This window comes from Citrobacter sp. wls757 (assembly GCF_005280935.1).
Classification (GTDB): Bacteria; Pseudomonadota; Gammaproteobacteria; order Enterobacterales; family Enterobacteriaceae; genus Citrobacter; species Citrobacter portucalensis.
In genome coordinates, this window is sequence record NZ_SZWU01000034.1 from 28,235 (window position 1) to 52,219 (window position 23,985).

Here is a 23,985-nt window from a genome sequence, read left to right on the forward strand (position 1 = left end):
TAAATGGCTACAACAGGTTTTCCGTCATTACCTATGGTTCCCCGGTACATCCCTTCAGAGTTGAAGGACATGGTGTAATTACCTGCTTTATCAAGCACAATAACCCCACCGCTGCCATTCAGCGCCTTAACTTCATCCAGGGCATTCTGTGCTGCGTCCTTTAAAGGGATATTGCGGTATTTCACTTGGGCTGCAATGTTATAAGCGGTAAGCGTGCGGATAAACATTTCTCCTGAACCGGTTGCGGATACCGCCACGGTTTCATTGTCGGCATAATTACCTGCGCCAATGATAGGTGAATCTCCTACTCGTCCGTAACGTTTGTTGGTCATTCCGCCTGTAGATGTTCCGGCAGCCAGATTACCTTCTTTATCCAGTGCAACAGCACCGACAGTGCCATATTTATAGTCATACATCATCGGATCAGCAAACAGAGCTGCGCTCTTTCCGTCGTGATCCAGGAGCACTTTTTCTTTTTTAATTGCATTCTGTAATTGCTGCCAGCGAAAATCAGTTTTGAAATAAGCCGGATCAACGATTGCGAGTCCCTGTTCTTTTGCAAAGGTATCCGCGCCTGTCGAGACCATGAGAACATGTGGACTTTGCGTCATAACGGCATACGCCGCATTAATTGGGTTTTTAACAGTGGTTACACTGGCAACGGCACCGGCTTTTCGGCTTTTCCCGTCCATAATGGACGCATCCAGTTCATTGCGGCCATCGTGGGTAAAAACGGCGCCTTTACCTGCGTTGAAGAGAGGGGAATCCTCCATAACATTAATCGCTTTCTGAACGGCTTCCAGGCTGCTACCGCCTTTATTCAGAACGGCATAGCCAGCATTCAGAGCTTCAGTGAGTTTTTCTGTATACTGCTTTTCTTGTTCTGGTGTGATGGTATCTTTTGTAATAGTACCGGCACCACCATGGATCACCAGCCGTATCGGCGATTGCGTGTCTCCCCATGCGGGAGTAGTTAGTAAGGTACATAGGGTCAAGATAGAGATACAGGTCTTGATTCTGATCATATGAATAAATTCCTTTTTTCTAGGCGATGAATCATTTCGGACAATGTCACCGGTAATTTTTATTATTACCGGTATTAATCAGCCTGCTTGGGAGAAGTTCCCCTGATGAGCTGGCTAAAAATTAATCATGACTATATTTCAATAGTCATAACTCATGTGAATTGATTTTAGTCATAAAATATTTTTAATGATTGATTTACCAAATAATGAAGCGTTTCCGCAGAAGTTTCTCTTATTCCACTGACAATGCCTGCAGGCTTCTGGTTGCAGCCTGTCGCTGGTAAAGTGAGCAACCAATACCGAAATCTGGCCAGAAGGGAATTCAGTGTGACCGAGCGTATTGATTATCAGGCTGAAAAATACAGTTTTACTGAGGCGAGAGAGAGTTCTCGTCTTACCGGCCAATGGGCTGATGTTATTGCTGAATGTCGGGTATTGAAGGCAGATCCAGAAGAACGTCTGCGTATTGCTTTATTGAATGTGGATTACGTGACCAGCTTTGAGCTGCCTTTCCGCCTGTTATTACTCCGTACCCCGCAACTGATTGCCAGTGTGCGTGAAGAGCTGCAGCTTAGTCAGAAAAACGTCATCTTTAACGGCAAACGCTTTGGTTGTGTTTACAGCCTGAAAGCGAGTCTCGGTGGGATACCGGATGAATTTCAGTACCGCTTGTCACATCGTATCCGGCGCATTAGTCCTGAAGGTTCAAGCGAAGCGCCATATCAGCAGATTGCTAAAACAGTAAAAGCGCCGCGTGAACGTCTGAAGCTGGCACTGGAATTGGGCCTTGATGTCACTGCGCTGGATGGGCTTTTCTGGTTTGGTAGCCAGCGTATTGCCGCTGATGTGTTGAGGCTGAGAAAAGCAGGGATGCGGATAGCGACAAAGCAGAAAATGGTGTCCGACAATCTTACTGCAACAGTGAGGAATGTGCCGTATTACCGCCTGGCCCAGGGATGAACTGACTGGTAAATGAAGGGATTATAACGGGGAGCATAAGAATTCATGGTGTCCCCTGCAGGAATCGAACCTGCAACTAGCCCTTAGGAGGGGCTCGTTATATCCATTTAACTAAGGGGACGAAGCGGCACGAGTATAGCGTTTTTTACTCACAACGGTAAGTCTCAGGCCGCCCGACTGCTCAAACAGTCACCATTCAGGCCTGTTTTTTCTGGTTTTTCTGCTTTTGCTCATCACGCTTTGCTTGCAACCTGGCTTCTTCCTTGCGTTTGTTGCTCATATCATTGCGGATCTGCGCATGGCTCATTAGCGCGAAAATAAACGTTCCGCCACAGATATTCCCGGCGAGCGTTGGTAGCGCAAAGGGCCAGAAAAAATCACTCCAGTGCAGCGTGCCATTAAAGACCAAATAGAGAATTTCCACCGAGCCGACGACGATATGCGTGGTATCACCTAACGCAATCAGCCAGGTCATCAGAATAATGACCACAATTTTTGCCGCTCCGGCGGCGGGGAACATCCACACCATCGTGGCAATTAACCAGCCAGAAATGATGGCGTTGGAAAACATCTCCACAGGAGTGTTTTTCATCACATCCATACCAATTTTCACGAAGGCATCGCGGGTCTCTTCATCAAAAATCGGCATATGTTCAAAGGCCCATGCGGCAACCCCGGTGCCAATAATATTACCCAGCAGCACCACGCTCCACAGGCGCATCAACAGGCCAAAATTGCCGAGGGTAGGGTTTTGCATCACCGGCAGTACAGCGGTGACGGTATTTTCGGTAAAAAGTTGCTGGCGGGCCATAATGACAATAATAAAGCCGAAGGTATAACCGAGGTTCTCGAGTAAAAATCCCCCTGGCACGCCTTCCAGCTGTACGTGAAAAATCCCTTTTGCCAGTAGCGAGGCTCCCATCGACAGTCCTGCTGCGATGGCTGACCACAGTAGCGCCATCGCGTCACGCTCCATCTCTTTCTCCCCATCCTGGCGAATATGTTCATGGATTGCCATGGCGCGGGAGGGGAGTCTGTCCTCATCAAGCTCTATCTTTTTTCCTGTTAGCTTTTCATCGCTTTCCACCTCGAGTTCGTCGCTGTGTCGATCAATCTTATCTTTCTTGATGTCATTCATGGCCGAATCCTGAATAAGCACGTATTGCTAAAGCGTAGCGGCTTTTGTCTGAAAATCAGCGGGAGAAAGTCTGAGATAGCAAAAATAGTAACGTTTGTTTTTATCGGGTTAGTTAGAATAGAACCGCCGCGGAGTGCGCATTACCAGGCTATGATCAAATCTGTAAGACAGGGTATATAGACATCATTTGACGTGCTGTTACAATCGCTCACATCTAAACAGGCGGATACGTCATCGTTCCGTCATGGATGGCAATCAGCGATAGCCATAAAACACAGGGAGACACTTATGAAGCTTCGCCTGTCGGCGCTTGCGCTGGGAACCACACTTTTGGTGGGGTGTGCGAGCTCCGGTACTGAACAGCAGGGGCGTTCGGACCCATTTGAAGGGTTCAACCGCACCATGTACAACTTCAACTTTAATGTTTTAGATCCATACGTTGTAAGACCCGTAGCTGTTGCCTGGCGTGACTATGTTCCGCAGCCGGCGCGTAATGGTTTAAGCAACTTTACGGGGAACCTTGAAGAGCCGGCCGTCATGGTCAACTATTTCCTGCAAGGCGATCCTTATCAGGGGATGGTGCACTTTACCCGTTTCTTCCTGAATACCCTGTTAGGTATGGGCGGCTTTATCGATGTGGCAGGTATGGCTAATCCGAAGTTGCAGCGCGTTGAACCACACCGCTTTGGCAGCACGTTAGGCCACTATGATGTTGGTTACGGGCCGTATATGCAGCTTCCGTTCTACGGTAGTTTCACGCTGCGTGATGACGGTGGTGATATGGTCGATACACTGTATCCGGTACTGTCCTGGCTGACCTGGCCGTTGTCGATAGGCAAATGGACGGTTGAAGGGATTGAAACTCGCGCGCAATTGCTCGACTCTGACGGTCTGCTGCGTCAGTCTTCCGATCCTTACATCATGGTGCGTGAAGCTTACTTCCAGCGTCATGACTTTATTGCGAACGGCGGGAAACTCAAACCAGAAGAAAACCCGAACGCGAAAGATATTCAGGATGATTTAAAAGAGATCGATTCTGAGTAAGGAATTGGGCAAATAAAAAGGTGAGCTAAAAAGCTCACCTTTTTTACGTCTGAAGAAAATCAGAATGCGTAGTTCAAGTTCATACCGTACAACCAGGCTTTCCCTTCAGATTCAAAGGAGTATGGACCTTCTTCGAATTTCACTTTCTGACCGTGCATATAAGAGATGCCAACATCCAACGATGCATCCTTATTAAAGGCGTAGGTTGTACCCGCACTCAGCCAGAAGCGGTCCTGATCCGGAATAGAGATGGAACGACGGTTTGCCGGAACCGGGCTATCATCAAAGGCGATACCGGTACGGAACGTCCAGGTATCATCATAGTAATAGGTAGTACCGAGCGCGATGCGATAAGAGTCTTTGAAGCCTTCTTCTTTATAGAACAAGGTTTGGCCGTTGTTGCCTTTTGCTTTCAGCTCCTGGAACTGACTCCAGCTGGTATAAGCCATACTGTAGTGAACCGCCCACTGTGGTGCAACGCGGTTATAGCCTGAAAACTCCCACATTTCTGGCAGGTTCAGATCAAGTGAACCATCGATCGTACTGCCGTTGGTTCCTGCTGGCAGGCTGGCGAACACCGGACGCAACTGCGCAGGAATACGGTCCATTGATGGCAGATTGCTGCGGTAATCACCGTTGAAGTCAATTTTTACTTCAGAACGGTAGGTGAAACCGTAGCGGTTATCTTTATCTACTTCATAAAGAAGGCCAGCATTCCAACCGAAGCCCCACTCGTCACCTTTCAGGCGCGCAATCTGTGTATCTGCCGGATATTGCGCGGCCAGTGATGGAGGAATCCTGCCCCCGGAGCCTGCAACGATCTGCTGTGGTAAATCGCCAGCATAGCGTTCAAGCTTCGCTTTTGCATAGACGGCGTTTAAACCGAGACCGAAGCTAAAATGATTGTTCAGGCGATAAGCACCGCTCAGGTTTAGATTGAGCGTTTCCAGATCGGTTTTTCCGCCCATCGAGCCTGCTGTGTAATTATTGTTAAACTCCGTAGCCAGGCCGTAGTTAGAGGTGACTGAGGCCCCCCAACCAAACTGATCGTTAATCGGAGCAACAAAATGCACGTTCGGTATCCAGGCTGTTGGGGCGATATTATCCTGGCTGGCGTCATTGCCAATACGCGAGCGACCGGAAATATCTACATCTGGGTCAACGAAAATTGCACCTGCTGAGAAAGTAGGGCGATCGAACATCATAATTAGTGCCGGGTTACGACTGGCGTTACCTGCATCATCTGCAATTGCGCCTTCACCCGAATATGCCCGGCCAAGGCCAGAGGAAGAAAATTCGTTTAACTGAAAGCCTGCAGACCAGGCCTGTGTGGAGATAATTGCCACTGCGACTGCGAGAGCAGACTTTGTAAACAGGGTTTTCTGGCTCATGACCATAACCTCATAGATTTATTTTTATACAAACAATGTTACATGCCGTAACAGGAGCGCGAAGTGTAGGGTCTGAGGTACGACTTAGAAATCAGACCAGTGGCGTGAGTATAGGTCGGACCAGCTGGAATGTTGCAAGTATGTTTATAAATATTTTCAAATTTGATCAGAGAAACGCGATCCAGCTGGCAAAATTGCGGGGGTGCGCACTCACCTGTTTGGGCGATTTTTGTTTTAGATCATTTTTAAGTGTGATTTCGGTCACTTATCGCATTTCATACAATTAACGACTGGAGAGGCGAATAATGGGAGCGTAAAATATCCCTATCGTTTATCTGGCACCTCAGGTGCGAATACAGAGGAAATCTACAATGAGTAAATGCAGTGCTGATGAAACCCCGGTTTGCTGCTGTATGGATGTTGGCACCATCATGGACAACTCCGATTGCACCGCGTCCTACAGCCGTGTGTTCGCGAACCGCGCAGAGGCAGAAGAAACGCTGGCTGCTCTGACCGAAAAGGCGCGTGGCGTGGAATCTGAGCCTTGCCAAATCACCTCGACCTTTACTGAAGAGTCAGAAGGTGTGCGTCTGGATATCGACTTTGTTTTTGCCTGTGAAGCTGAAACGCTGATCTTCCAGCTGGGCCTGCGTTAATCCCCCTCTGCAAAAGCCCTTGCTATCTGATAGCAAGGGCTTTTTCGTAACTGTCAGTGATTATTCACTGTGTCTTAGCTCCCACTTTCTTTTCTCTCCGCTTGGCTAAATGTAAAAAATTGGTTAAGACTATGATCAGGTCAGACCACTTATTTTATTTTTTTACAGGGGAGTGTTATGAGTCAGGCTTTACCGCTGGTTACCCGCCAGGGCGACCGTATTGCCATTGTAAGTGGGTTGCGTACGCCATTTGCTCGTCAGGCTACCGCGTTTCATGGCATTCCCGCCGTTGATTTAGGAAAAATGGTCGTCGGTGAGCTGCTGGCGCGCAGCGAAATACCTGCTGATGTGATTGAGCAACTGGTTTTTGGTCAGGTGGTGCAAATGCCTGAAGCGCCAAATATTGCTCGTGAAATCGTGCTGGGAACCGGCATGAATGTGCATACGGATGCCTATAGCGTAAGCCGAGCCTGCGCGACCAGTTTTCAGGCAGTGGCGAATGTCGCGGAAAGCCTGATGGCGGGGTCTATTCGTGCGGGAATTGCGGGTGGTGCGGACTCCTCGTCAGTCTTGCCTATTGGCGTTAGTAAAAAGCTGGCGCGGGTGCTGGTGGATGTCAATAAGGCCCGGACTACCGGTCAACGCCTTAAACTCTTTTCCCGACTGCGTTTACGTGACCTGATGCCTGTGCCGCCAGCCGTCGCTGAGTATTCCACCGGTTTGCGTATGGGGGATACGGCTGAGCAAATGGCCAAAACCTATGGTATTACCCGAGAACAGCAGGACGCTCTGGCGCACCGCTCTCATCAGCGTGCCGCTCAGGCGTGGGCTGAAGGAAAGCTGGCAGATGAGGTAATGACTACCTACGCGCCACCGTTTAAAGATCCTTTTTCAGAAGATAACAATATTCGCGGTAACTCTACGCTGGCCGATTACGCCAAACTACGTCCGGCGTTTGACCGCAAGCACGGCACTGTCACCGCAGCAAACAGTACCCCACTGACGGACGGTGCAGCCGCCGTGATCATGATGACGGAGTCGCGTGCGAAAGAGTTGGGGCTGGTGCCGCTGGGATACCTGCGTAGTTTTGCTTTTACCGCCATCGATGTCTGGCAGGACATGCTGCTGGGACCTGCGTGGTCAACGCCGCTTGCCCTGGAGAGAGCGGGTCTGACCATGGCAGATTTAACCCTAATCGATATGCATGAAGCCTTTGCCGCTCAAACGCTGGCGAATATTCAGTTGCTGGGTAGCGAACGTTTTGCCCGCGACGTGCTGGGCAGAGCACATGCCACTGGCGAAGTTGATGACAGTAAATTTAACGTGCTGGGTGGATCGATTGCCTATGGACACCCCTTCGCCGCCACTGGTGCGCGCATGATTACCCAAACCCTCCATGAGTTACGACGTCGTGGCGGTGGTTTTGGTTTAGTGACCGCCTGTGCAGCTGGTGGTTTGGGTGCAGCCATGGTTCTGGAGGCGGAATAATGGAAATGGCATCGGCTTTTACACTAAACGTACGTCTGGATAACGTTGCTGTTGTCACCATTGATGTGCCCGGAGAGAAAATGAACACCCTGAAAGCGGAGTTTGCTTCTCAGGTACGGGCCATTCTGAAGCAAATCCGCGATAACAAAGCATTGCGCGGCGTGGTGTTTATTTCGGCTAAACCCGATAACTTCATTGCCGGGGCGGATATCAACATGATTGGTAGCTGTCGTAGCGCGCAGGAAGCCGAAACGCTGGCCCGTCAGGGGCAGCAGATGATGGCGGAAATTAATGCCTTGCCGATCCCGGTTATCGCCGCGATTCATGGCGCATGCCTCGGCGGTGGCCTGGAGATGGCGCTGGCGTGCCACAACCGTATTTGTACCGATGATGTTAAAACCGTTCTGGGTTTACCGGAAGTACAACTTGGCTTGTTGCCCGGCTCCGGTGGTACGCAGCGGCTGCCGCGCTTGATTGGCGTAAGTGCCGCACTGGATATGATCCTCACCGGAAAACAATTACGCGCAAAACAGGCGCTGAAAGTTGGTTTAGTGGATGAAGTTGTACCGCATTCCATTTTGCTGGAAGCAGCCGTTGAACTGGCTAAAAAGGACAGTTCTGCGCATCGAACACTGCCCGTGAGAGAGCGAGTGTTGGCGGGGCCGCTAGGGCGGGCGCTGTTGTTCCGCATGGCCAGTAAAAAGACGGCGCAAAAAACGCAAGGTAACTACCCTGCAACAGAACGTATCCTTGAGGTTATAGAAACCGGGCTAGCGCAAGGCAGCAGTAGCGGTTACGACGCTGAGGCACGCGCGTTTGGTGAGCTGGCGATGACATCCCAGTCTCAGGCGCTACGGCACATCTTTTTTGCCAACACCGATGTGAAAAAAGATCCCGGAAGTAATGCAAAACCTGGCCCGCTAAACAGTGTAGGTATTTTGGGTGGCGGTCTGATGGGTGGTGGTATTGCCTACGTGACGGCCTGTAAAGGCGGCTTGACTGTGCGCATCAAAGATATAAACGCTAAGGGAATCAACCAAGCGCTGAAGTACAGCTGGGATCAGCTTGAAACGAAGGTTCGCCGCCGTCATATCAAAGCCAGCGAACGCGATAAACAACTGGCGCTGATTTCGGGATCAATCGACTACCGTGGCTTTGCGCATCGCGATCTAATTATTGAAGCCGTGTTTGAAGATCTGTCGCTAAAACAACGGATGGTGGCAGAAGTTGAGCAAAATTGCGCACCTCATACCATTTTTGCTTCTAACACCTCATCTTTGCCCATTGGCGATATTGCTGCGAACGCTGCAAGGCCCGAACAAGTGATTGGTTTACACTTTTTTAGTCCGGTGGAAAAAATGCCGTTGGTCGAAGTGATTCCGCATGCCACGACCTCTGAGCAGACGATTGCAACTACCGTTAAGTTAGCGAAAAAACAGGGTAAAACGCCGATAGTGGTCAGAGATAAGGCCGGCTTTTACGTTAACCGCATTTTAGCGCCTTATATTAACGAAGCGATTCGCATGTTGACCGAAGGTGAGCGGGTCGAAACCATAGACGCCGCGCTGGTTAAGTTTGGTTTTCCAGTTGGGCCAATCCAACTTTTGGATGAGGTCGGAATTGATACGGGCACTAAAATTATACCAGTGCTTGAGGCTGCATATGGAGAACGTTTTAGCGCGCCTGCAAATGTTGTTGCTTCAATTTTGAATGACGATCGCAAAGGTAGAAAAAATGGTCGGGGTTTCTATCTTTATGCTGCGAAAGGGCGTAAAAGCAAAAAACAGGTCGACCCTGCAATTTATACGCTTATTGGCGTCCAGGGTCAGGGCCGACTTACCGCCGCGCAGATAGCAGAGCGGTGCGTTATGTTAATGCTCAATGAAGCAGCCCGTTGTTTCGACGAGAAGATAGTCCGCAGCGTACGTGATGGCGACATCGGCGCTGTATTTGGTATTGGTTTTCCGCCATTCCTCGGCGGCCCGTTCCGGTATATGGATTCTCTCGGCGCGGGTGAAGTGGTTGCGGTTCTGCAACGGCTGACCACGCAGTACGGCTCGCGGTTTACACCGTGTGAGCAGTTATTGCAGATGGCGGAACGCAGTGAAAGATTCTGGAATATTGGGGAAACTGACCTGAATTCATGAGGTCAAAGGTAGGATGAATCCGCACTGAATGTATGGGTCGCGCTCAAAATGTAAACAGAGATTGACTATACTTACGCCGTTAAGGTAAAAAACAGCGTTTCATTCGGTGAATGGATAAGGCACAATGCCGGCCACCATATCGTTACCACAGCCAATAGGGGCTGTGAATAAAGGTAGTGGTGATTCTGGTTAACAAAAGCGGTGCAATATGCAAGTTTTTATCATGCGTCACGGCGACGCGGCCCTCGATGCCGCCAGTGATTCGGTTCGTCCCTTAACCTCCTGTGGTTGTGACGAATCTCGCCTGATGGCGAACTGGCTGAAAGGTCAAAAAGTGGATATCGAACGTGTTCTGGTGAGCCCGTTCCTACGAGCCGAACAAACGCTGGATGTGGTGGGGGAGTGTATGAACCTGCCAACCGGTGTTGATGTTTTGCCGGAGCTGACTCCCTGCGGCGATGTCGGTCTGGTCAGCGCCTATTTACAGGCTCTGGCCAATGAAGGTATCGCCACGGCACTGGTTATCTCTCACTTGCCTTTAGTGGGATATCTGGTGTCTGAGCTTTGCCCAGGTGAAACACCGCCGATGTTTACCACATCAGCGATTGCCAGCGTTACGCTTGATGAGAGCGGGAAGGGTACTTTTAACTGGCAGATGAGCCCGTGTAACCTGAAAATGGCAAAAGCGATTTAAACAGGCCGGATAAGGCGCAGCCGCCACCCGGAAAATCAAAGAGCCGCAAATGCGGCTCTTTTTGTTTTTTTGCATCACGGAAGTTCGGGCGGTAGCCACTCTTCCACTTCAATCAGCACCAGCAGCGCGGCGTCGCCACCGTACTCTTTCGGTGCCTGATGAAAGGCCATTACGTGCGGATGCTGGGCCAGCCAGAGCGGCGTCTGCTGTTTCAGAATATGTTTTCCGTGGCCATGCATCACGCAGGCGCAAAATACATGCTCACGGCGACAGGCGGCAATCAGCGCGCCTAACTCTTGTTTGGCCTGTTGCTGGGTCAGCCCATGCAGATCGAGAAACAGCTCCGGAGAGTAATCGCCACGGCGCATTTTCTTCAGTTCGAAATGGCTGACGTCGGCGCGCAGGTATCTTACCGGACCGTCCGTATTCAGCAGCGGCTGAAACTCATCCGAGAAATAGTGGCTGGCATCAGCCTGCTCCTGTAGCAGTCTTTTAACCGGAACCTCGGCAATTTTTTTACGTGGAGGTCGGTGAACGATGGTGTCCTGTTTAATTTTACGCGTGCCGGTCATCAGCTGGCGAAACAGCGTCTGATCCTCCTCGCTGAGCGATGTTTTCTTTTTCATTCGAGAGTCTCAACTTTTATTTTCCGTTAGTTTAACCCGACTCGGCGGGCATCCGATCGCTTAAAACGCAATTTTCGCGTTCAGGCCCCGTGTGAATGCTGATTTATCGCCGTCTTCGTGGCAAACTAGCCGCCGAAATTAATACGAGCATGCCCTGGAGGAATACGTGGATAAAATTTTCGTCGATGAAGCAGTGAGTGAACTGCATACCATTCAGGACATGTTGCGTTGGGCGGTCAGCCGTTTTAGCGCGGCGAACATCTGGTATGGCCATGGCACGGATAACCCATGGGACGAGGCCGTACAACTGGTGCTGCCGTCACTTTATTTGCCGTTGGATATTCCAGAAGATATGCGTACCGCGCGTCTGACCTCCAGCGAGCGTCATCGTATTGTTGAACGCGTGATTCGCCGCGTCAACGAGCGCATTCCGGTTGCTTATCTGACCAACAAAGCCTGGTTCTGCGGGCATGAATTTTATGTTGATGAACGCGTGCTGGTTCCACGTTCACCGATTGGCGAGCTTATCAATAACCGCTTTGCGGGCCTTATTAATGAGCAACCGCAGCATATCCTCGATATGTGTACTGGCAGCGGCTGTATTGCCATTGCCTGCGCGTATGCTTTCCCGGAAGCCGAAGTCGATGCGGTGGATATTTCCACTGACGCGCTGGCGGTGACCGAACACAACATTGAAGAGCACGGCCTGATCCATCACGTAACGCCGATCCGCTCCGATCTGTTCCGCGATCTGCTGAAAGTCCAGTATGACCTGATTGTGACCAACCCGCCGTATGTCGATGCGGAAGATATGTCCGATCTGCCAAACGAATATCGCCACGAACCTGAGCTGGGTCTGGCGTCCGGCAGCGATGGGCTGAAACTGACCCGCCGCATTCTGGGGAACGCCCCGGACTACCTGTCAGATAACGGTATTCTGATTTGTGAAGTCGGAAACAGCATGGTACATCTGATAGAGCAATATCCGGATGTACCGTTCACCTGGCTTGAGTTCGACAACGGCGGTGACGGCGTATTCATGCTGACCAAAGAGCAGTTAGTTGCTGCTCGCGAGCACTTCAGCATTTATAAAGACTAATTACACGCGCACATACACAACACGCATAACGGAGCCGTGATGGCAGGAAACACAATTGGGCAACTCTTTCGCGTAACCACTTTCGGCGAATCACACGGGCTGGCGCTCGGTTGTATTGTCGATGGTGTTCCGCCGGGCATTTCTCTGACAGAAGCTGACCTGCAGCACGATCTCGACAGACGCCGTCCGGGCACATCGCGCTACACTACGCAGCGTCGTGAGCCGGATCAGGTGAAAATCCTCTCCGGGGTGTTCGAGGGCGTTACCACAGGCACCAGCATTGGCCTGCTGATCGAAAATACCGATCAGCGTTCACAGGATTATGGCGCGATTAAGGACGTTTTTCGTCCGGGACACGCCGACTATACCTATGAGCAAAAATATGGCCTGCGCGACTACCGTGGCGGCGGACGTTCATCCGCACGTGAAACGGCGATGCGCGTGGCGGCCGGAGCGATTGCCAAAAAATATCTGGCGGAAAAATTCGGCGTTGAGATCCGCGGCTGCCTGACGCAGATGGGTGATATTCCGCTGGAGATCAAAGACTGGTCCCAGGTGGAACTTAACCCGTTCTTTTGCCCGGACCCGGATAAACTCGAAGCGCTGGACGAACTGATGCGCGGGCTGAAGAAAGAAGGTGACTCCATCGGAGCGAAGGTGACCGTTGTTGCACGCGGTGTACCTGCGGGTCTCGGCGAACCTGTATTCGATCGCCTGGATGCCGACATTGCCCATGCGCTGATGAGCATTAACGCCGTTAAGGGCGTTGAGATTGGCGATGGATTTGACGTTGTTGCGCTGCGCGGCAGCCAGAACCGTGACGAAATCACCAAAGAAGGTTTCCAGAGTAACCATGCGGGCGGCATTCTGGGCGGGATCAGCAGCGGGCAACAAATCATTGCTCATATGGCGCTGAAACCGACGTCCAGTATTACCGTTCCTGGGCGCACTATTAACCGCTTTGGAGAAGAAGTCGAAATGATCACTAAAGGTCGCCACGATCCGTGCGTAGGGATCCGCGCCGTACCGATCGCCGAGGCGATGCTGGCGATCGTATTGATGGATCACCTGCTGCGTCAGCGGGCGCAAAATGCGGACGTGAAGACCGATATTCCACGCTGGTAAGAGATGAAAAAAACGGCACTTGCGGCGCTGGCTCTGTTTGCCAGTACCGCCTGTCTGGCGGCGACGCCCTGGCAGAAAATTACCCATCCGGTTGCGGGCAGCGCGCAGTCTATTGGCGCGTTTTCCAATGGCTGTATTGTTGGCGCAGATACGCTGCCTGTCCAGTCAGAACACTATCAGGTGATGCGCACCGATCAGCGTCGTTACTTTGGCCATCCGGATCTGGTGAGGTTTATCCAGCGTCTGAGTTATCAGGCCAATAGTCAGGGACTGGGCACGGTATTAATCGGCGATATGGGTATGCCGGCCGGTGGGCGATTCAATGGCGGTCACGCCAGCCACCAGACGGGACTGGATGTGGATATTTTCCTGCAACTGCCGAAAACGCGCTGGACCCAGTCGCAACTGCTGCGGCCGCAGGCGTTAGATCTGGTCTCACAGGATGGTAAACGTGTTGTGCCGTCACTGTGGAAACCGGAGATTTTCAGCCTGATCAGGCTGGCTGCAAAAGATAATGAAGTAACGCGTATTTTCGTGAATCCGGCGATTAAGCAACAACTTTGTCTGGATGCAGGGACCGACAGGGACTGGTTGCGTAAAGTGCGGCCGTGGTTCCAGCATCGTGCGCATATGCACGTGCGGTTACGTTGCCCTGCCGACAGCCTTGAGTGCGAAGATCAACCGTTACCGCCACCGGGTGACGGCTGTGGCGCAGAGCTGCAAAGCTGGTTCGAACCTCCAAAACCTGGAACCACCAAGCCTGAGAAGAAGACACCGCCGCCGTTGCCGCCTTCCTGCCAGGCGCTACTGGACGAGCATGTACTCTAATGGATCATTTTGCCTCTCTGTTTATGGTGTCGCCACTGCTGTTAGGTGTGCTTTTTTTTGTGGCGATGCTGGCAGGTTTTATTGATTCTCTGGCCGGAGGTGGTGGTCTACTCACCATCCCGGCATTGATGGCGGCCGGGATGCCACCTGCGCAAGCGCTGGCAACCAATAAGCTGCAAGCCTGCGGGGGATCTATCTCTTCCTCCCTCTATTTTATTCGTCGGGGTGTGGTTAATCTGGCGGATCAGAAACTCAATATCTTCATGACCTTTATCGGCTCAATGAGTGGCGCGCTGTTGGTTCAGCACGTGCAGTCAGATGTTCTGCGCCAGATCCTGCCAGTATTGGTTATCTGTATTGGCCTTTACTTTCTGTTGATGCCGAAAATCGGGGAAGAGGACCGACAGCGCCGACTGCACGGTTTGCCTTTCGCGCTGGTAGCCGGGGGCTGCGTCGGCTTTTACGATGGCTTTTTTGGTCCGGCGGCAGGGTCATTCTACGCGCTGGCCTTTGTCATGCTGTGCGGATACAACCTGGCGAAATCGACGGCCCACGCCAAAGTATTAAATGCCACATCGAATATCGGTGGGTTGTTGCTGTTTGCCCTCGGCGGCAAAGTGATTTGGGCGACAGGTTTTGTGATGCTCATTGGCCAGTTTATTGGCGCACGGATGGGCTCTCGACTGGTACTCAGCAAAGGACAAAAACTCATTCGGCCAATGATCGTTATAGTCTCCGCCGTGATGAGCGCCAAGCTACTTTATGATAATCATGGACAGGAGATTCTCCACTGGCTGGGGATGAACTAATGAATAATACGCATCACTACGAACAGTTAATTGAGATTTTTAACGGCTGCTTTGCCGATGAATTTAATACCCGTCTGATTAAAGGCGACGACGAACCGATCTATCTTCCAGCGGATGCGGAAGTACCCTATCACCGTATCGTTTTTGCGCATGGTTATTACGCCAGTGCGTTACACGAAATTTCACACTGGTGCATCGCCGGTAAAGCCCGTCGTGAACTGGTCGATTTCGGTTACTGGTACTGCCCGGACGGACGCGACGCGAAGACACAATGCCAGTTTGAAGATGTGGAAGTGAAGCCGCAGGCGTTTGACTGGTTGTTTTGCATGGCGGCGGGCTACCCGTTTAACGTCAGTTGCGACAATCTGGAAGGGGACTTTGAACCGGATCGCGTGGTATTCCAGCGCCGTGTTCATGCTCAGGTGATGGAGTACCTGGAAAAGGGGATCCCTGAACGTCCGGCGCGTTTCATTAACGCGTTACAGAATTATTATCACACGCCTGAACTTACGGCGGAACAATTCCCGTGGCCCGAAGCGCTCAACTGAAGCCGCTGCCACGTTTACAATGAGGAAATAAGATGATCGCGGAGTTTGAATCACGCATTCTGGCATTAATCGACGATATGGTAGAGCACGCCAGCGATGATGAGTTGTTTGCCAGTGGCTATTTGCGTGGGCACCTGACGCTGGCTGTGGCTGAGCTGGATGCTGGCGAGGACCATTCCGCTGAGGCATTGTACGCCAATGTGACCAGCAGCCTGGAAAAAGCCATCAGCGCAGGCGAACTCTCGCCGCGTGACCAGGCGTTAGTGAAAGAGATGTGGGACACACTGTTCCAGAAGGCAACGCAATAATAATAGCAGTGGATTGTGCCGGATGGCGACGCGAAGGCGTCTTATCCGGCCTACGCGGACGGGGGTTGTAGGCCTGATAAGCGTAGCGCCATCAGGCAATGGCGAGATGGTATCTTATTTCACCGCTTTACCCTTCAATAACTTCCTCACCCACAGACGATTCGGATTCAGCGCTGCCAGCGTGCTGGCATCCATGGGTATAGGTTCATCGCTCATTTGCGAGGCCAGAATTTCTGCACACAGCGGGGCAGTACACAGCCCGCGCGAGCCCAGTGCACCTAACATAAATAAATCGGAATACACCGGGGCGTTTACGGCGTGCTCTTTGTCTTCGGCAAGAGTGGCATACTGGCTGAGTGTGGCGTCATAATCCGCGACGTTGCCGACCATTGGCATGTGATCGCGCGTGGCGCAGCGCACTCCACAACGGGCGGCATTGCCACTAACGTCTACTTCTTTTGCCCACGAGGCATTCGGGAAACAATCTATTAAGCGCTGACGGTTTTGCTGCTGATCGTCCGCGCGATACAGCGTTTCTTCACTTCCGCGATGATAGCTGGCGCCAATGCAGTGCTGCTGGTTTTGCGGGTTATGCGGCGTGAGGTAGCCGTCATAGCACAGCACCTGACGCAGCGCTGAAAGCGAAGGCGTGGTAGGAATGTGACTCACCTGACCGCCTACGGAGTAGACCGGTAGCGACTGCGTTTGCTCAACGCCATTAATGCGATGCCCGTTAGCCAGAACCACCGCAGCGTGAGTGGCGGTTTCGCCACTGGCAAACGTCAATTGCCAGTGTTCTGTCTGCCGAGACAGCGAGGCCAGCGTATGTTGATACCGGGTGCGTAATCCCAGCGTTGCGGCGTAGTCGAATACGGCGGCGGTTAATTGTGCCGGACACAGCCATCCTCCGGCAGGGTACTGAATCCCGCCGCATCCGGTTTCTACGCCGGTCGTTTGTAAAACCTGCTCTGCGTTAACGCTGACGGCGAGCGCATCAGGCAATTCAAGGGACAGCATTTGAGCGATTTTCTGCTGGCTTTTTTCATCCCACGCCAGTTGCGTCACACCGCACCAGTCATGCGCGAACGCAACCGGAAGGGCGTCATACAGGCGGCGGGCGAAGGTAAACGCGGTAGGGAAAAAGAGGTTAATGGCCGCGTCATGCTTGCTGAGCAACGGATAGAGCGCGCCCTGACGGTTACCCGATGCGCCTTCGGCAGGTTTCGCATCTGCGCAATAGAGCGTGACCTGCCAACCGCGGCGCAGTAACGCCAACGACAGCAATGCGCTGGCGATGCCTCCGCCAATAATGGCGGCTTCGCGCTTATCTGTGGCCGTGCGCGTGAACCACGGAGCCGATGAAGGGAGCGTCAGCGTCTGTTCCATTACGCCACAGAGCATTTCACGTTTGCGACCAAAGCCTTTGCATTTTTGCATCGTAAACCCGGCTTCCTGCAACCCCCGACGCACAAAGCCCGCTGAGGTGAAGGTCGCCAGCGTACCGCCCGGACGAGCCAGACGGGCCATTGCGTTAAACAGCGTTGGCGTCCACATATCCGGATTTTTTGCCGGTGCGAAACCGTCCAGAAACCAGGCGTCCACTTTTTGATTCAGGGAGTCATCGAGCTTACTGGTCAGTTCGTTAATATCGCCAAACCACAGATCCAGCGTGACGCGTCCTTCATCAAGGAGCAGGCGATGGCATCCCGCCAACGGCAGCGGCCATTGCTCTTGCAGCGCCGTGGCCCATGGGGCAAGTTCTGGCCAGTGCTGATGAGCTAAGGTGAGATCTTCACGCGTTAGCGGATATTTTTCAAAACTGATGAAATGTAATCTTTCCAGGGTAGCTTCAGGATGGGTATCGCGAAAATCGGTAAATGCCTGCCAGAGCGTCAGGAAGTTAAGTCCGGTGCCAAACCCGCTTTCTGCCACCACGAAGAGGGGACGTGAATGCGCAGGGAATCGCTGGGCGAGATGATTCCCGCCGAGAAAGACGTAACGTGTCTCTTCCAGCCCGTTATCATTAGAAAAATAGACATCGTCAAAATCTCGGGAAACAGGTGTACCCTCAGCGTTGAATTCAAGGTTTGCAGGTTGTATAGCGTATTGTTTCACGTAAGTTACTCGTCTGGCAGGCTGTGCCCCGATCTTAGCGATGAGTGCCTGGCTGCGCAAATTTCCACATTAAATGGCTGATCGGACTTGTTCGGCGTACAAGTGTACGCTATTGTGCCACTCGAAACTTTAAAATAGTGCGACTTACAGAGGTATTGAATGAAACGTGCAGTGATTACTGGCTTGGGCATCGTTTCCAGCATCGGTAATAACCAGCAGGAAGTCCTGGCATCTCTGCGTGAAGGACGTTCAGGGATCACTTTCTCTCAGGAGCTGAAGGACTCCGGCATGCGTAGCCACGTTTGGGGCAACGTAAAACTGGATACCACTGGCCTCATTGACCGCAAAGTAGTGCGCTTTATGAGCGACGCATCCATCTATGCATTCCTTTCTATGGAACAGGCAGTGGCTGATGCCGGCCTTGCAGCAGAAGATTACCAGAACAACCCGCGCGTTGGCCTGATTGCAGGTTCCGGCGGCGGCTCCCCGCGTTTTCAGGTGTTCGGTGCTGACGCAATGCGTAGCCCGCGTGGTCTGAAAGCGGTTGGCCCGTATGTGGTCACCAAAGCGATGGCGTCCGGCGTTTCTGCCTGCCTCGCAACGCCGTTCAAAATCCACGGCGTAAACTACTCTATCAGCTCTGCCTGTGCGACATCTGCGCACTGTATCGGTAACGCGGTAGAACAAATTCAGCTGGGCAAACAGGACATCGTTTTTGCTGGCGGCGGCGAAGAGCTGTGCTGGGAAATGGCGTGTGAATTCGACGCCATGGGCGCGCTGTCTACCAAATACAACGACGATCCGTCCAAAGCTTCCCGTACCTATGACGCAAACCGCGATGGTTTCGTTATTGCCGGCGGCGGCGGTATGGTCGTGGTTGAAGAGCTGGAGCACGCGCTGGCACGTGGCGCGCATATCTACGCGGAAATCGTCGGTTACGGCGCAACGTCCGATGGCGCAGACATGGTTGCTCCGTCTGGTGAAGGCGCAGTACGTTGCATGCAAATGGCGATGCACGGTGTAGACACCCCGATCGACTACCTGAACTCTCACGGTACCTCTACCCCGGTAGGCGACGTGAAAGAGCTGGGTGCAATTCGTGAAGTGTTTGGCGACAACAGCCCTGCAATCTCTGCGACTAAAGCCATGACCGGCCACTCCCTGGGCGCAGCTGGCGTACAGGAAGCTATCTACTCTCTGCTGATGCTGGAACACGGCTTTATCGCGCCGAGCATCAACATTGAAGAGCTGGATGAGCAGGCGGCAGGTCTGAACATCGTGACTAAACCGACCGAGCAGGCGCTGACTACCGTGATGTCCAACAGCTTCGGCTTTGGCGGCACTAACGCAACGCTGGTTATGCGTAAGCTGAAAGCATAAGTCTGCAAAATGAAAAATGAGATGCAAAGGGGAGCCTGATGGCTCCCCTTTTTTATCTATTCATCTTTTCGTACTCCGGTGCGATCTCCGCAGACCATGCCTTGGCGTGTGCGATATCACCGGCGCTGTAGATTGGCTGTTCAAATTGATTGCCCAGATCCCGCACGCGATAAATTTTCCAGCGACCCTCTTCCCAACGCGTATACACTTCCAGTTGCATGGGCGCTTCGCCTGCCGGTCCACCTAATTGTACTTCCACCTTTTCGCCACCGAGAAAGGGCTGAACTGCTCCAACCCGTAGCCGCGGGATCCATTCAGGGTCATAATCCTGCACGTACATAAAGTAGTCAGAATTTATTATTTCCTGCTCGTAAAGGCTGCCAATCAGCGCCAGACGGTCGATAACGTCTTTCGCCACATAACGTTGCATGAGCGCGGACGTATCTCGATCTTGTGTGTAGGCGGACATCCACGCGAGATAGAATTGTTTAACATCCTGAGTGCTGTCACTGCGTGATGAAGAACAGCTACAAAGTAACAAAACTAGAGCAATCAATGGGAACGCTTTCATTACTACTTCCTGTAAATAGTGTATGAAGGCTTTGCCGCCCGATAGCCTGGCCCCGCCCACATATCACGTTGTCTAAAATCGGAGTACCACTCCTGACCGTCAAATATCGCCATATGCTCGCTTGGGTTTCCTCCCTCATAAGGTTGAATGACGACGACATCTCCTGCTCTGGGTTGTTCAAATGTGCCGATAGGACGGAATCCTGCGTTTTTTAACAGCGGTCCATAATCTTTAGCATGGTAGGTATTCCCAAGAGAGATACCTCCTGCCTGAATGGCTTTGCGGGTAAATTCTGCACAGCGCTTCTGAGAATGCGCGCCTGCATGTGATTTCGCATAATTTGTTGCTGCTGTTTTATTCCAGCTCATCATGACTCCTGTTAAAAGAATATGTAATAAGTTCGTGTATTGCTTTAACAGGATTTAATCTGATGGGCATGACCGATAGTGCTATTAATATCGGGAATATATTTGGTTGAGATATAAATTAATCTGCCATGCAAATTATGGGTAACGCATTTATAGTTTATGGTTATTTTTTGTGACGGTTATTTTTTCTGATTTCGAGAGGTAGCGCGATGGCCAAATCATGTCCGGCGTGGTTTCCAGCGCCTGTGCGATGATCTGTTCTGCTCTGGGCCAGTTGCGGGTAAATACATTTCGTAGCGAATCAGGAGACAAGCCCGCAGAACGTGACAATTCTCTGAGCGTAATGCCTCTTTTTTCCAGTGCACTTTTAATATCTGCACGATGCCAGTCTTGGCTTTTGTGTTCCATTCTGTAATCCTAAGAAGATGTGTTATCGGTGCCGATATTTTTCAGGGTATAAATTAGAAAAAAAGAACGTTACTTTCTTTTTTTCGTAGGAATATTGCCAGAATTAATTTGAAATTTCGCGAAAAAGAAAAAATATTTTTATTTCATCAGCAGAAAGGAAAGAAACTGATGGTAAAAGAGTGGTTCACGGTAAAGGAGTGTCTTGAATTACCGGGGGTTCCTGGAAGCGCACCAGCTGTACGTCTGCGCTTAAATACCTACAGTGAAGGGAAGGAGGGCGTTAAGCGCAAGCGCGCGAAATCTAAGGCCGAGGAATTTCATATTTCTGTGTTCCCACTGTATGTACGCTCGTATCTGAATGAAAATGAGAAAACAGAGGCGCCTGATCGCAACATTGTGCAGGAAGCCGAGCCCAAAGAGATTTGGGATATGATGTTCCGGCTCCTGACGCCGCAGCAGCGTGAACAGGTAACCGGGAGGTTTAGAGCGAAAGGCATTGATGCGGTATTTCCCTTTTTGTTCGTTGAGAAGTCACCGCTTTGAAACACACAGCTATGCTTTCACAGTTGACAGCCAGGGTCACTCGCAGGCAGACTCCAGCTTCAACATTATCCTCTTGATAATGCGTAAGCGTTTAACGTTATCCAACGCACCTTAATCCTGATAGTCAGGTAGAGGGGGCGTGGACATTCCTCGCCTTACTCTGCATTTTGGAGTAACGCATGACAGCTGTAACCCAACAAGAAAAAACACCTTCGGCGAACTTTTCGCTGTTTCGTATCGCTTTTGCAGTTTTCCTGACCTATATGACGGTCGGTCTCCCTTTGCCCGTGATTCCTCTGTTTGTGCATCAGGAACTGGGCTATGGCAATACTATGGTCGGTATCGCCGTAGGTGTACAGTTTCTGGCAACGGTATTAACGCGCGGCTACGCCGGGCGCTTAGCCGATCAATATGGTGCTAAACGCTCGGCACTACAGGGGATGTTTGCCTGTGGGCTGGCGGGCGCGGCGTGGCTTTTAGCCGCGCTATTGCCTGTTTCTGTCCCTGTAAAATTTGCGTTGTTAATCGTCGGGCGTTTGATCCTCGGTTTTGGCGAAAGCCAACTGCTCACCGGTACGCTGACCTGGGGGTTGGGGCTGGTCGGCCCAACACGCTCCGGTAAGGTGATGTCGTGGAACGGAATGGCGATTTACGGTGCGCTGGCCGCTGGTGCACCGCTGGGCCTGTTGATCCACAGCCACTTTGGCTTCGCGGTGCTGGCGGGAACGACGATGGTATTACCGCTGCTGGCATGGGCATTCAACGGCACCGTGCGTAAAGTGCCTGCGCATGCAGGAGAACGTCCTTCTTTATGGAGCGTAGTCGGGCTTATCTGGAAACCGGGCCTGGGCCTGGCGCTGCAGGGCGTTGGCTTTGCGGTGATCGGTACCTTTATTTCACTCTATTTTGTCAGCAACGGCTGGACGATGGCGGGGTTCACCCTGACTGCGTTTGGTGGGGCGTTTGTGCTGATGCGCATTCTGTTTGGCTGGATGCCGGACCGTTTCGGCGGCGTGAAGGTTGCCGTTGTCTCTTTGCTGGTGGAAACTGCGGGGCTGATTTTGCTGTGGCAGGCCCCATCGGCCTGGATTGCGCTGCTCGGGGCGGCATTAACCGGGGCCGGGTGTTCGCTTATCTTCCCGGCATTGGGCGTCGAAGTGGTGAAGCGAGTGCCCGCGCAGGTTCGCGGTACGGCGCTGGGCGGTTACGCCGCGTTTCAGGATATCTCCTACGGTATAAGCGGTCCGGTCGCCGGGGTGCTGGCCACCGCGTACGGTTATCCCTCAGTGTTCCTTGCCGGGGCGATATCCGCCGTGGTGGGGATTATTGTAACGTTGCTTACGCTGCGTAAAGGTTAAGCGACCAGCCAGAAAATGGCTAACGCAATTATCAACGCAACAAACAGCAGTCCCGGTCGTGCCGACAGAGATTTAACCGTTTCAATCATCGGCGCGAACGGGCTGTAAATGGGCTGCAGATGACGCGGCTCGCTGAGCTCACGTTCTCGTTCCACGCGACGCAGGAAAATTTGATTGAGCAAGTCCTGCACCTGCACCGTGGTCAGAATCGATTGTGGTTGGATCTGATACGTTTGCTGTGCGTATTCTTTTATCGCTGTCAGCTCATTCGGCTCTAATGGCAGCTTCAGCGCCGCCTGGAGCGTTTGTAGCGTCGGTGCGCTTTGCAGGCTGAGCGTCTGGCGCGCCTGCAGCCAGGTGACCAGGTGCGTAAACTGTTTGGCAGGGATCAGCTCACCGCTTTTTACGCCAGACAACTCCAGCATTGACTGCCAGATCATCTTCCCGGATTCTCCTGTGGCCGCCGCCAGTTTGGTAACTAACTGGTTCAGCGTATTGTGCTCTGCGGGGAGCAAAGGGCGATCGGTAGCCGGGCGCTGCTGCGGCTGCGGTATCGACAGCTGTCCTTGTTGCAGCAGCGTGAGCACGTTCTTCAACTGCTCAGGCGTGAGCTGGCTGAGCGCCGTTTGCCCATACTGCTGACGGATAAAATCACTCACCGCCTGGCGATTATTTCCCTGGCTCAGTAATTCAGTGAGCTGCGAAAGCACCTGACGATTAACATGATTTTGCTGAGCAACCCCCAGTCGTTGGTTAAGGTTTTGCTCAGCGGCAGGAAAGTGACGTGATTGCAGTGGCGTATCACTTTTGACGCCCAGATCGTGCTTCATTCCGGCCCACACCTCAGCGCTTTGCTGCTGGGTGAGTGAGATCAAACGGGTAATTAGCCGTTCCAGCACAGTACGTTGTTGCGTGGATAACGGTTGTTCACCCGCAGCGGAAGGGGCATTTTGGCCTTCGCCGGGAGGGCGTGCGGGCGTACCTGAAATGGGCTGCATCATCTCTGTTCCTTAAATCTGTGCTGACCAGGTCTCGCAGTATGCCTGGCGGCGAGATTATGGCACACTTGCCCGGTTAACTCTCGTTCTCAAACAGGTGCGAAAGACGTGAAAATCCTCGTTGATGAAAATATGCCCTATGCCCGCGAACTGTTCAGTCGTTTGGGGGAGGTCAAAGCGGTTCCCGGTCGTCCGATTCCCGTTGCTGAACTGGATGATGCGGATGCTTTAATGGTGCGCTCGGTGACGAAAGTAAATGAATCACTGCTTGGCGGAAAACCGGTTAAATTTGTCGGTACGGCAACCGCTGGCACAGACCATGTGGATGACGCCTGGCTTGCGCAGGCGGGGATCGGTT

24 protein-coding genes, 1 tRNA gene and 1 pseudogene are annotated in these 23,985 nt (G+C 52.1%); 16 read left to right on the plus strand and 10 right to left on the minus strand.

From position 1 onward, the window contains the following. The coding region (locus tag FDW94_RS08585) for an isoaspartyl peptidase/L-asparaginase (RefSeq protein WP_137377518.1) at positions 1-1,025 on the minus strand (1,025 nt) is incomplete at its 3' end. A gap of 327 nt (positions 1,026-1,352) precedes the next feature. Here FDW94_RS08585 and FDW94_RS08590 point away from each other — a divergent pair. After that, entirely contained in the window at positions 1,353-1,985 is a 633-nt protein-coding gene (locus tag FDW94_RS08590; protein WP_111465291.1) for a DNA-binding protein, read from the plus strand. 46 nt (positions 1,986-2,031) lie between these two features. Here the strand turns inward: FDW94_RS08590 and FDW94_RS08595 are convergent. Further along, a tRNA-Arg gene (locus tag FDW94_RS08595) sits at positions 2,032-2,106 on the minus strand. Positions 2,107-2,181: 75 nt separating this feature from the next. After that, positions 2,182-3,123, minus strand: coding sequence for a formate/nitrite transporter family protein (locus FDW94_RS08600; RefSeq protein WP_048224768.1), 942 nt, complete (start codon positions 3,121-3,123; stop codon positions 2,182-2,184). A gap of 288 nt (positions 3,124-3,411) precedes the next feature. On the opposite strand from FDW94_RS08600, the gene mlaA reads away from it, so the two are divergent. Continuing rightward, positions 3,412-4,167, plus strand: a complete 756-nt coding sequence (gene mlaA, locus FDW94_RS08605) for a phospholipid-binding lipoprotein MlaA (protein ID WP_003028190.1) — start codon at positions 3,412-3,414, stop codon at positions 4,165-4,167. Positions 4,168-4,226: 59 nt separating this feature from the next. Here the strand turns inward: mlaA and fadL are convergent, their stop codons facing one another. Then, positions 4,227-5,558 carry a long-chain fatty acid transporter FadL gene (gene fadL / locus FDW94_RS08610; protein ID WP_020996688.1) on the minus strand — a complete coding sequence of 444 codons (1,332 nt, stop codon included), beginning with the start codon at positions 5,556-5,558 and terminating at the stop codon, positions 4,227-4,229. A 371-nt stretch (positions 5,559-5,929) separates the two neighbouring features. Here fadL and FDW94_RS08615 point away from each other — a divergent pair, with 371 nt between their 5' ends. From FDW94_RS08615 to sixA, 4 genes are all read left to right on the plus strand, one after another. Then, positions 5,930-6,214 (plus strand): YfcZ/YiiS family protein, encoded by a 285-nt coding sequence (locus FDW94_RS08615; RefSeq protein WP_003834838.1) that lies wholly within the window; start codon positions 5,930-5,932, stop codon positions 6,212-6,214. A 177-nt stretch (positions 6,215-6,391) separates the two neighbouring features. Continuing rightward, positions 6,392-7,702, plus strand: a complete 1,311-nt coding sequence (gene fadI / locus FDW94_RS08620; protein WP_008785369.1) for an acetyl-CoA C-acyltransferase FadI — start codon at positions 6,392-6,394, stop codon at positions 7,700-7,702. Further along, on the plus strand, positions 7,702-9,849 hold the full coding sequence (gene fadJ / locus FDW94_RS08625; protein WP_137377451.1) for a fatty acid oxidation complex subunit alpha FadJ: 2,148 nt from the start codon (positions 7,702-7,704) through the stop codon (positions 9,847-9,849). The genes fadI and fadJ overlap by 1 nt, the downstream gene beginning before the upstream one ends. 208 nt (positions 9,850-10,057) lie before the next feature. Further along, positions 10,058-10,543, plus strand: coding sequence for a phosphohistidine phosphatase SixA (sixA, locus tag FDW94_RS08630; protein WP_003028179.1), 486 nt, complete (start codon positions 10,058-10,060; stop codon positions 10,541-10,543). A gap of 74 nt (positions 10,544-10,617) precedes the next feature. On the opposite strand, the gene smrB is transcribed toward sixA, so the two are convergent. Next, a complete protein-coding gene (gene smrB, locus FDW94_RS08635; protein WP_003839296.1) occupies positions 10,618-11,169 on the minus strand; it encodes an endonuclease SmrB in 552 nt (183 codons plus the stop codon). 166 nt (positions 11,170-11,335) lie between these two features. On the opposite strand from smrB, the gene prmB reads away from it, so the two are divergent. From prmB to FDW94_RS08665, 6 genes are read left to right on the plus strand one after another with little or no spacing between them, the layout of a single operon-like run. Next, positions 11,336-12,268 (plus strand): 50S ribosomal protein L3 N(5)-glutamine methyltransferase, encoded by a 933-nt coding sequence (gene prmB, locus FDW94_RS08640; protein WP_003028173.1) that lies wholly within the window; start codon positions 11,336-11,338, stop codon positions 12,266-12,268. 39 nt (positions 12,269-12,307) lie between these two features. Next, entirely contained in the window at positions 12,308-13,393 is a 1,086-nt protein-coding gene (aroC, locus tag FDW94_RS08645) for a chorismate synthase (RefSeq protein ID WP_003834825.1), read from the plus strand. A gap of 3 nt (positions 13,394-13,396) precedes the next feature. Next, positions 13,397-14,221, plus strand: coding sequence for a penicillin-insensitive murein endopeptidase (gene mepA / locus FDW94_RS08650; protein WP_032944099.1), 825 nt, complete (start codon positions 13,397-13,399; stop codon positions 14,219-14,221). Continuing rightward, the gene (locus FDW94_RS08655) at positions 14,221-15,030 is read left to right on the plus strand and encodes a sulfite exporter TauE/SafE family protein (protein WP_003834821.1); all 810 of its coding nucleotides are present in this window, start codon (positions 14,221-14,223) and stop codon (positions 15,028-15,030) included. The genes mepA and FDW94_RS08655 overlap by 1 nt, the downstream gene beginning before the upstream one ends. Then, positions 15,030-15,578, plus strand: a complete 549-nt coding sequence (locus tag FDW94_RS08660) for an elongation factor P hydroxylase (RefSeq protein ID WP_111465295.1) — start codon at positions 15,030-15,032, stop codon at positions 15,576-15,578. The genes FDW94_RS08655 and FDW94_RS08660 overlap by 1 nt, the downstream gene beginning before the upstream one ends. 32 nt (positions 15,579-15,610) lie before the next feature. After that, a complete protein-coding gene (locus FDW94_RS08665; protein ID WP_003028163.1) occupies positions 15,611-15,886 on the plus strand; it encodes a YfcL family protein in 276 nt (91 codons plus the stop codon). A gap of 114 nt (positions 15,887-16,000) precedes the next feature. On the opposite strand, the gene mnmC is transcribed toward FDW94_RS08665, so the two are convergent. Further along, positions 16,001-18,001 (minus strand): bifunctional tRNA (5-methylaminomethyl-2-thiouridine)(34)-methyltransferase MnmD/FAD-dependent 5-carboxymethylaminomethyl-2-thiouridine(34) oxidoreductase MnmC, encoded by a 2,001-nt coding sequence (gene mnmC, locus FDW94_RS08670; protein WP_170974227.1) that lies wholly within the window; start codon positions 17,999-18,001, stop codon positions 16,001-16,003. 159 nt (positions 18,002-18,160) lie between these two features. Here mnmC and fabB point away from each other — a divergent pair, with 159 nt between their 5' ends. After that, entirely contained in the window at positions 18,161-19,381 is a 1,221-nt protein-coding gene (fabB, locus tag FDW94_RS08675; protein ID WP_038642358.1) for a beta-ketoacyl-ACP synthase I, read from the plus strand. Positions 19,382-19,433: 52 nt separating this feature from the next. Here fabB and FDW94_RS08680 read toward each other — a convergent pair whose 3' ends face one another. The 3 genes from FDW94_RS08680 to FDW94_RS08690 form a co-directional block, all read right to left on the minus strand. Beyond that, positions 19,434-19,952, minus strand: a complete 519-nt coding sequence (locus tag FDW94_RS08680) for a YbjP/YqhG family protein (RefSeq protein WP_071445205.1) — start codon at positions 19,950-19,952, stop codon at positions 19,434-19,436. A gap of 2 nt (positions 19,953-19,954) precedes the next feature. Continuing rightward, positions 19,955-20,320, minus strand: coding sequence for an NlpC/P60 family protein (locus FDW94_RS08685; RefSeq protein WP_137377519.1), 366 nt, complete (start codon positions 20,318-20,320; stop codon positions 19,955-19,957). 150 nt (positions 20,321-20,470) lie between these two features. After that, complete coding sequence (locus FDW94_RS08690; RefSeq protein ID WP_060683488.1) at positions 20,471-20,728, minus strand: helix-turn-helix domain-containing protein; 258 nt, start codon at positions 20,726-20,728, stop codon at positions 20,471-20,473. Between the two features lie 168 nt (positions 20,729-20,896). Between FDW94_RS08690 and FDW94_RS08695 the strand changes: the two genes are divergently transcribed. Beyond that, entirely contained in the window at positions 20,897-21,271 is a 375-nt protein-coding gene (locus FDW94_RS08695) for a hypothetical protein (RefSeq protein ID WP_137377520.1), read from the plus strand. Between the two features lie 179 nt (positions 21,272-21,450). Continuing rightward, positions 21,451-22,629, plus strand: coding sequence for an MFS transporter (locus tag FDW94_RS08700; RefSeq protein ID WP_137377453.1), 1,179 nt, complete (start codon positions 21,451-21,453; stop codon positions 22,627-22,629). On the opposite strand, the gene flk is transcribed toward FDW94_RS08700, so the two are convergent. After that, positions 22,626-23,627 (minus strand): flagella biosynthesis regulator Flk, encoded by a 1,002-nt coding sequence (flk, locus tag FDW94_RS08705; protein WP_008785362.1) that lies wholly within the window; start codon positions 23,625-23,627, stop codon positions 22,626-22,628. The genes FDW94_RS08700 and flk overlap by 4 nt on opposite strands. Positions 23,628-23,735: 108 nt before the next feature. Between flk and FDW94_RS23980 the strand changes: the two are divergent. Next, positions 23,736-23,985 (plus strand): annotated as a pseudogene (locus tag FDW94_RS23980) (4-phosphoerythronate dehydrogenase); the annotation flags it as partial.

Excerpts from the sequence above, each read along its gene's own strand:
- fabB (WP_038642358.1), top strand. The coding sequence starts at position 18,161 with ATGAAACGTGCAGTGATTACTGGCTTGGGCATCGTTTCCAGCATCGGT.
- FDW94_RS08680 (WP_071445205.1), bottom strand. The coding sequence starts at position 19,952 with ATGAAAGCGTTCCCATTGATTGCTCTAGTTTTGTTACTTTGTAGCTGT.
- FDW94_RS08615 (WP_003834838.1), top strand. The coding sequence starts at position 5,930 with ATGAGTAAATGCAGTGCTGATGAAACCCCGGTTTGCTGCTGTATGGAT.
- fadL (WP_020996688.1), bottom strand. The coding sequence starts at position 5,558 with ATGAGCCAGAAAACCCTGTTTACAAAGTCTGCTCTCGCAGTCGCAGTG.
- FDW94_RS08600 (WP_048224768.1), bottom strand. The coding sequence starts at position 3,123 with ATGAATGACATCAAGAAAGATAAGATTGATCGACACAGCGACGAACTC.
- mlaA (WP_003028190.1), top strand. The coding sequence starts at position 3,412 with ATGAAGCTTCGCCTGTCGGCGCTTGCGCTGGGAACCACACTTTTGGTG.
- FDW94_RS08700 (WP_137377453.1), top strand. The coding sequence starts at position 21,451 with ATGACAGCTGTAACCCAACAAGAAAAAACACCTTCGGCGAACTTTTCG.
- FDW94_RS08695 (WP_137377520.1), top strand. The coding sequence starts at position 20,897 with ATGGTAAAAGAGTGGTTCACGGTAAAGGAGTGTCTTGAATTACCGGGG.
- FDW94_RS08660 (WP_111465295.1), top strand. The coding sequence starts at position 15,030 with ATGAATAATACGCATCACTACGAACAGTTAATTGAGATTTTTAACGGC.
- FDW94_RS08685 (WP_137377519.1), bottom strand. The coding sequence starts at position 20,320 with ATGAGCTGGAATAAAACAGCAGCAACAAATTATGCGAAATCACATGCA.
- FDW94_RS08655 (WP_003834821.1), top strand. The coding sequence starts at position 14,221 with ATGGATCATTTTGCCTCTCTGTTTATGGTGTCGCCACTGCTGTTAGGT.
- flk (WP_008785362.1), bottom strand. The coding sequence starts at position 23,627 with ATGCAGCCCATTTCAGGTACGCCCGCACGCCCTCCCGGCGAAGGCCAA.
- aroC (WP_003834825.1), top strand. The coding sequence starts at position 12,308 with ATGGCAGGAAACACAATTGGGCAACTCTTTCGCGTAACCACTTTCGGC.
- fadI (WP_008785369.1), top strand. The coding sequence starts at position 6,392 with ATGAGTCAGGCTTTACCGCTGGTTACCCGCCAGGGCGACCGTATTGCC.
- fadJ (WP_137377451.1), top strand. The coding sequence starts at position 7,702 with ATGGAAATGGCATCGGCTTTTACACTAAACGTACGTCTGGATAACGTT.
- mepA (WP_032944099.1), top strand. The coding sequence starts at position 13,397 with ATGAAAAAAACGGCACTTGCGGCGCTGGCTCTGTTTGCCAGTACCGCC.
- FDW94_RS08665 (WP_003028163.1), top strand. The coding sequence starts at position 15,611 with ATGATCGCGGAGTTTGAATCACGCATTCTGGCATTAATCGACGATATG.
- FDW94_RS08690 (WP_060683488.1), bottom strand. The coding sequence starts at position 20,728 with ATGGAACACAAAAGCCAAGACTGGCATCGTGCAGATATTAAAAGTGCA.
- smrB (WP_003839296.1), bottom strand. The coding sequence starts at position 11,169 with ATGAAAAAGAAAACATCGCTCAGCGAGGAGGATCAGACGCTGTTTCGC.
- sixA (WP_003028179.1), top strand. The coding sequence starts at position 10,058 with ATGCAAGTTTTTATCATGCGTCACGGCGACGCGGCCCTCGATGCCGCC.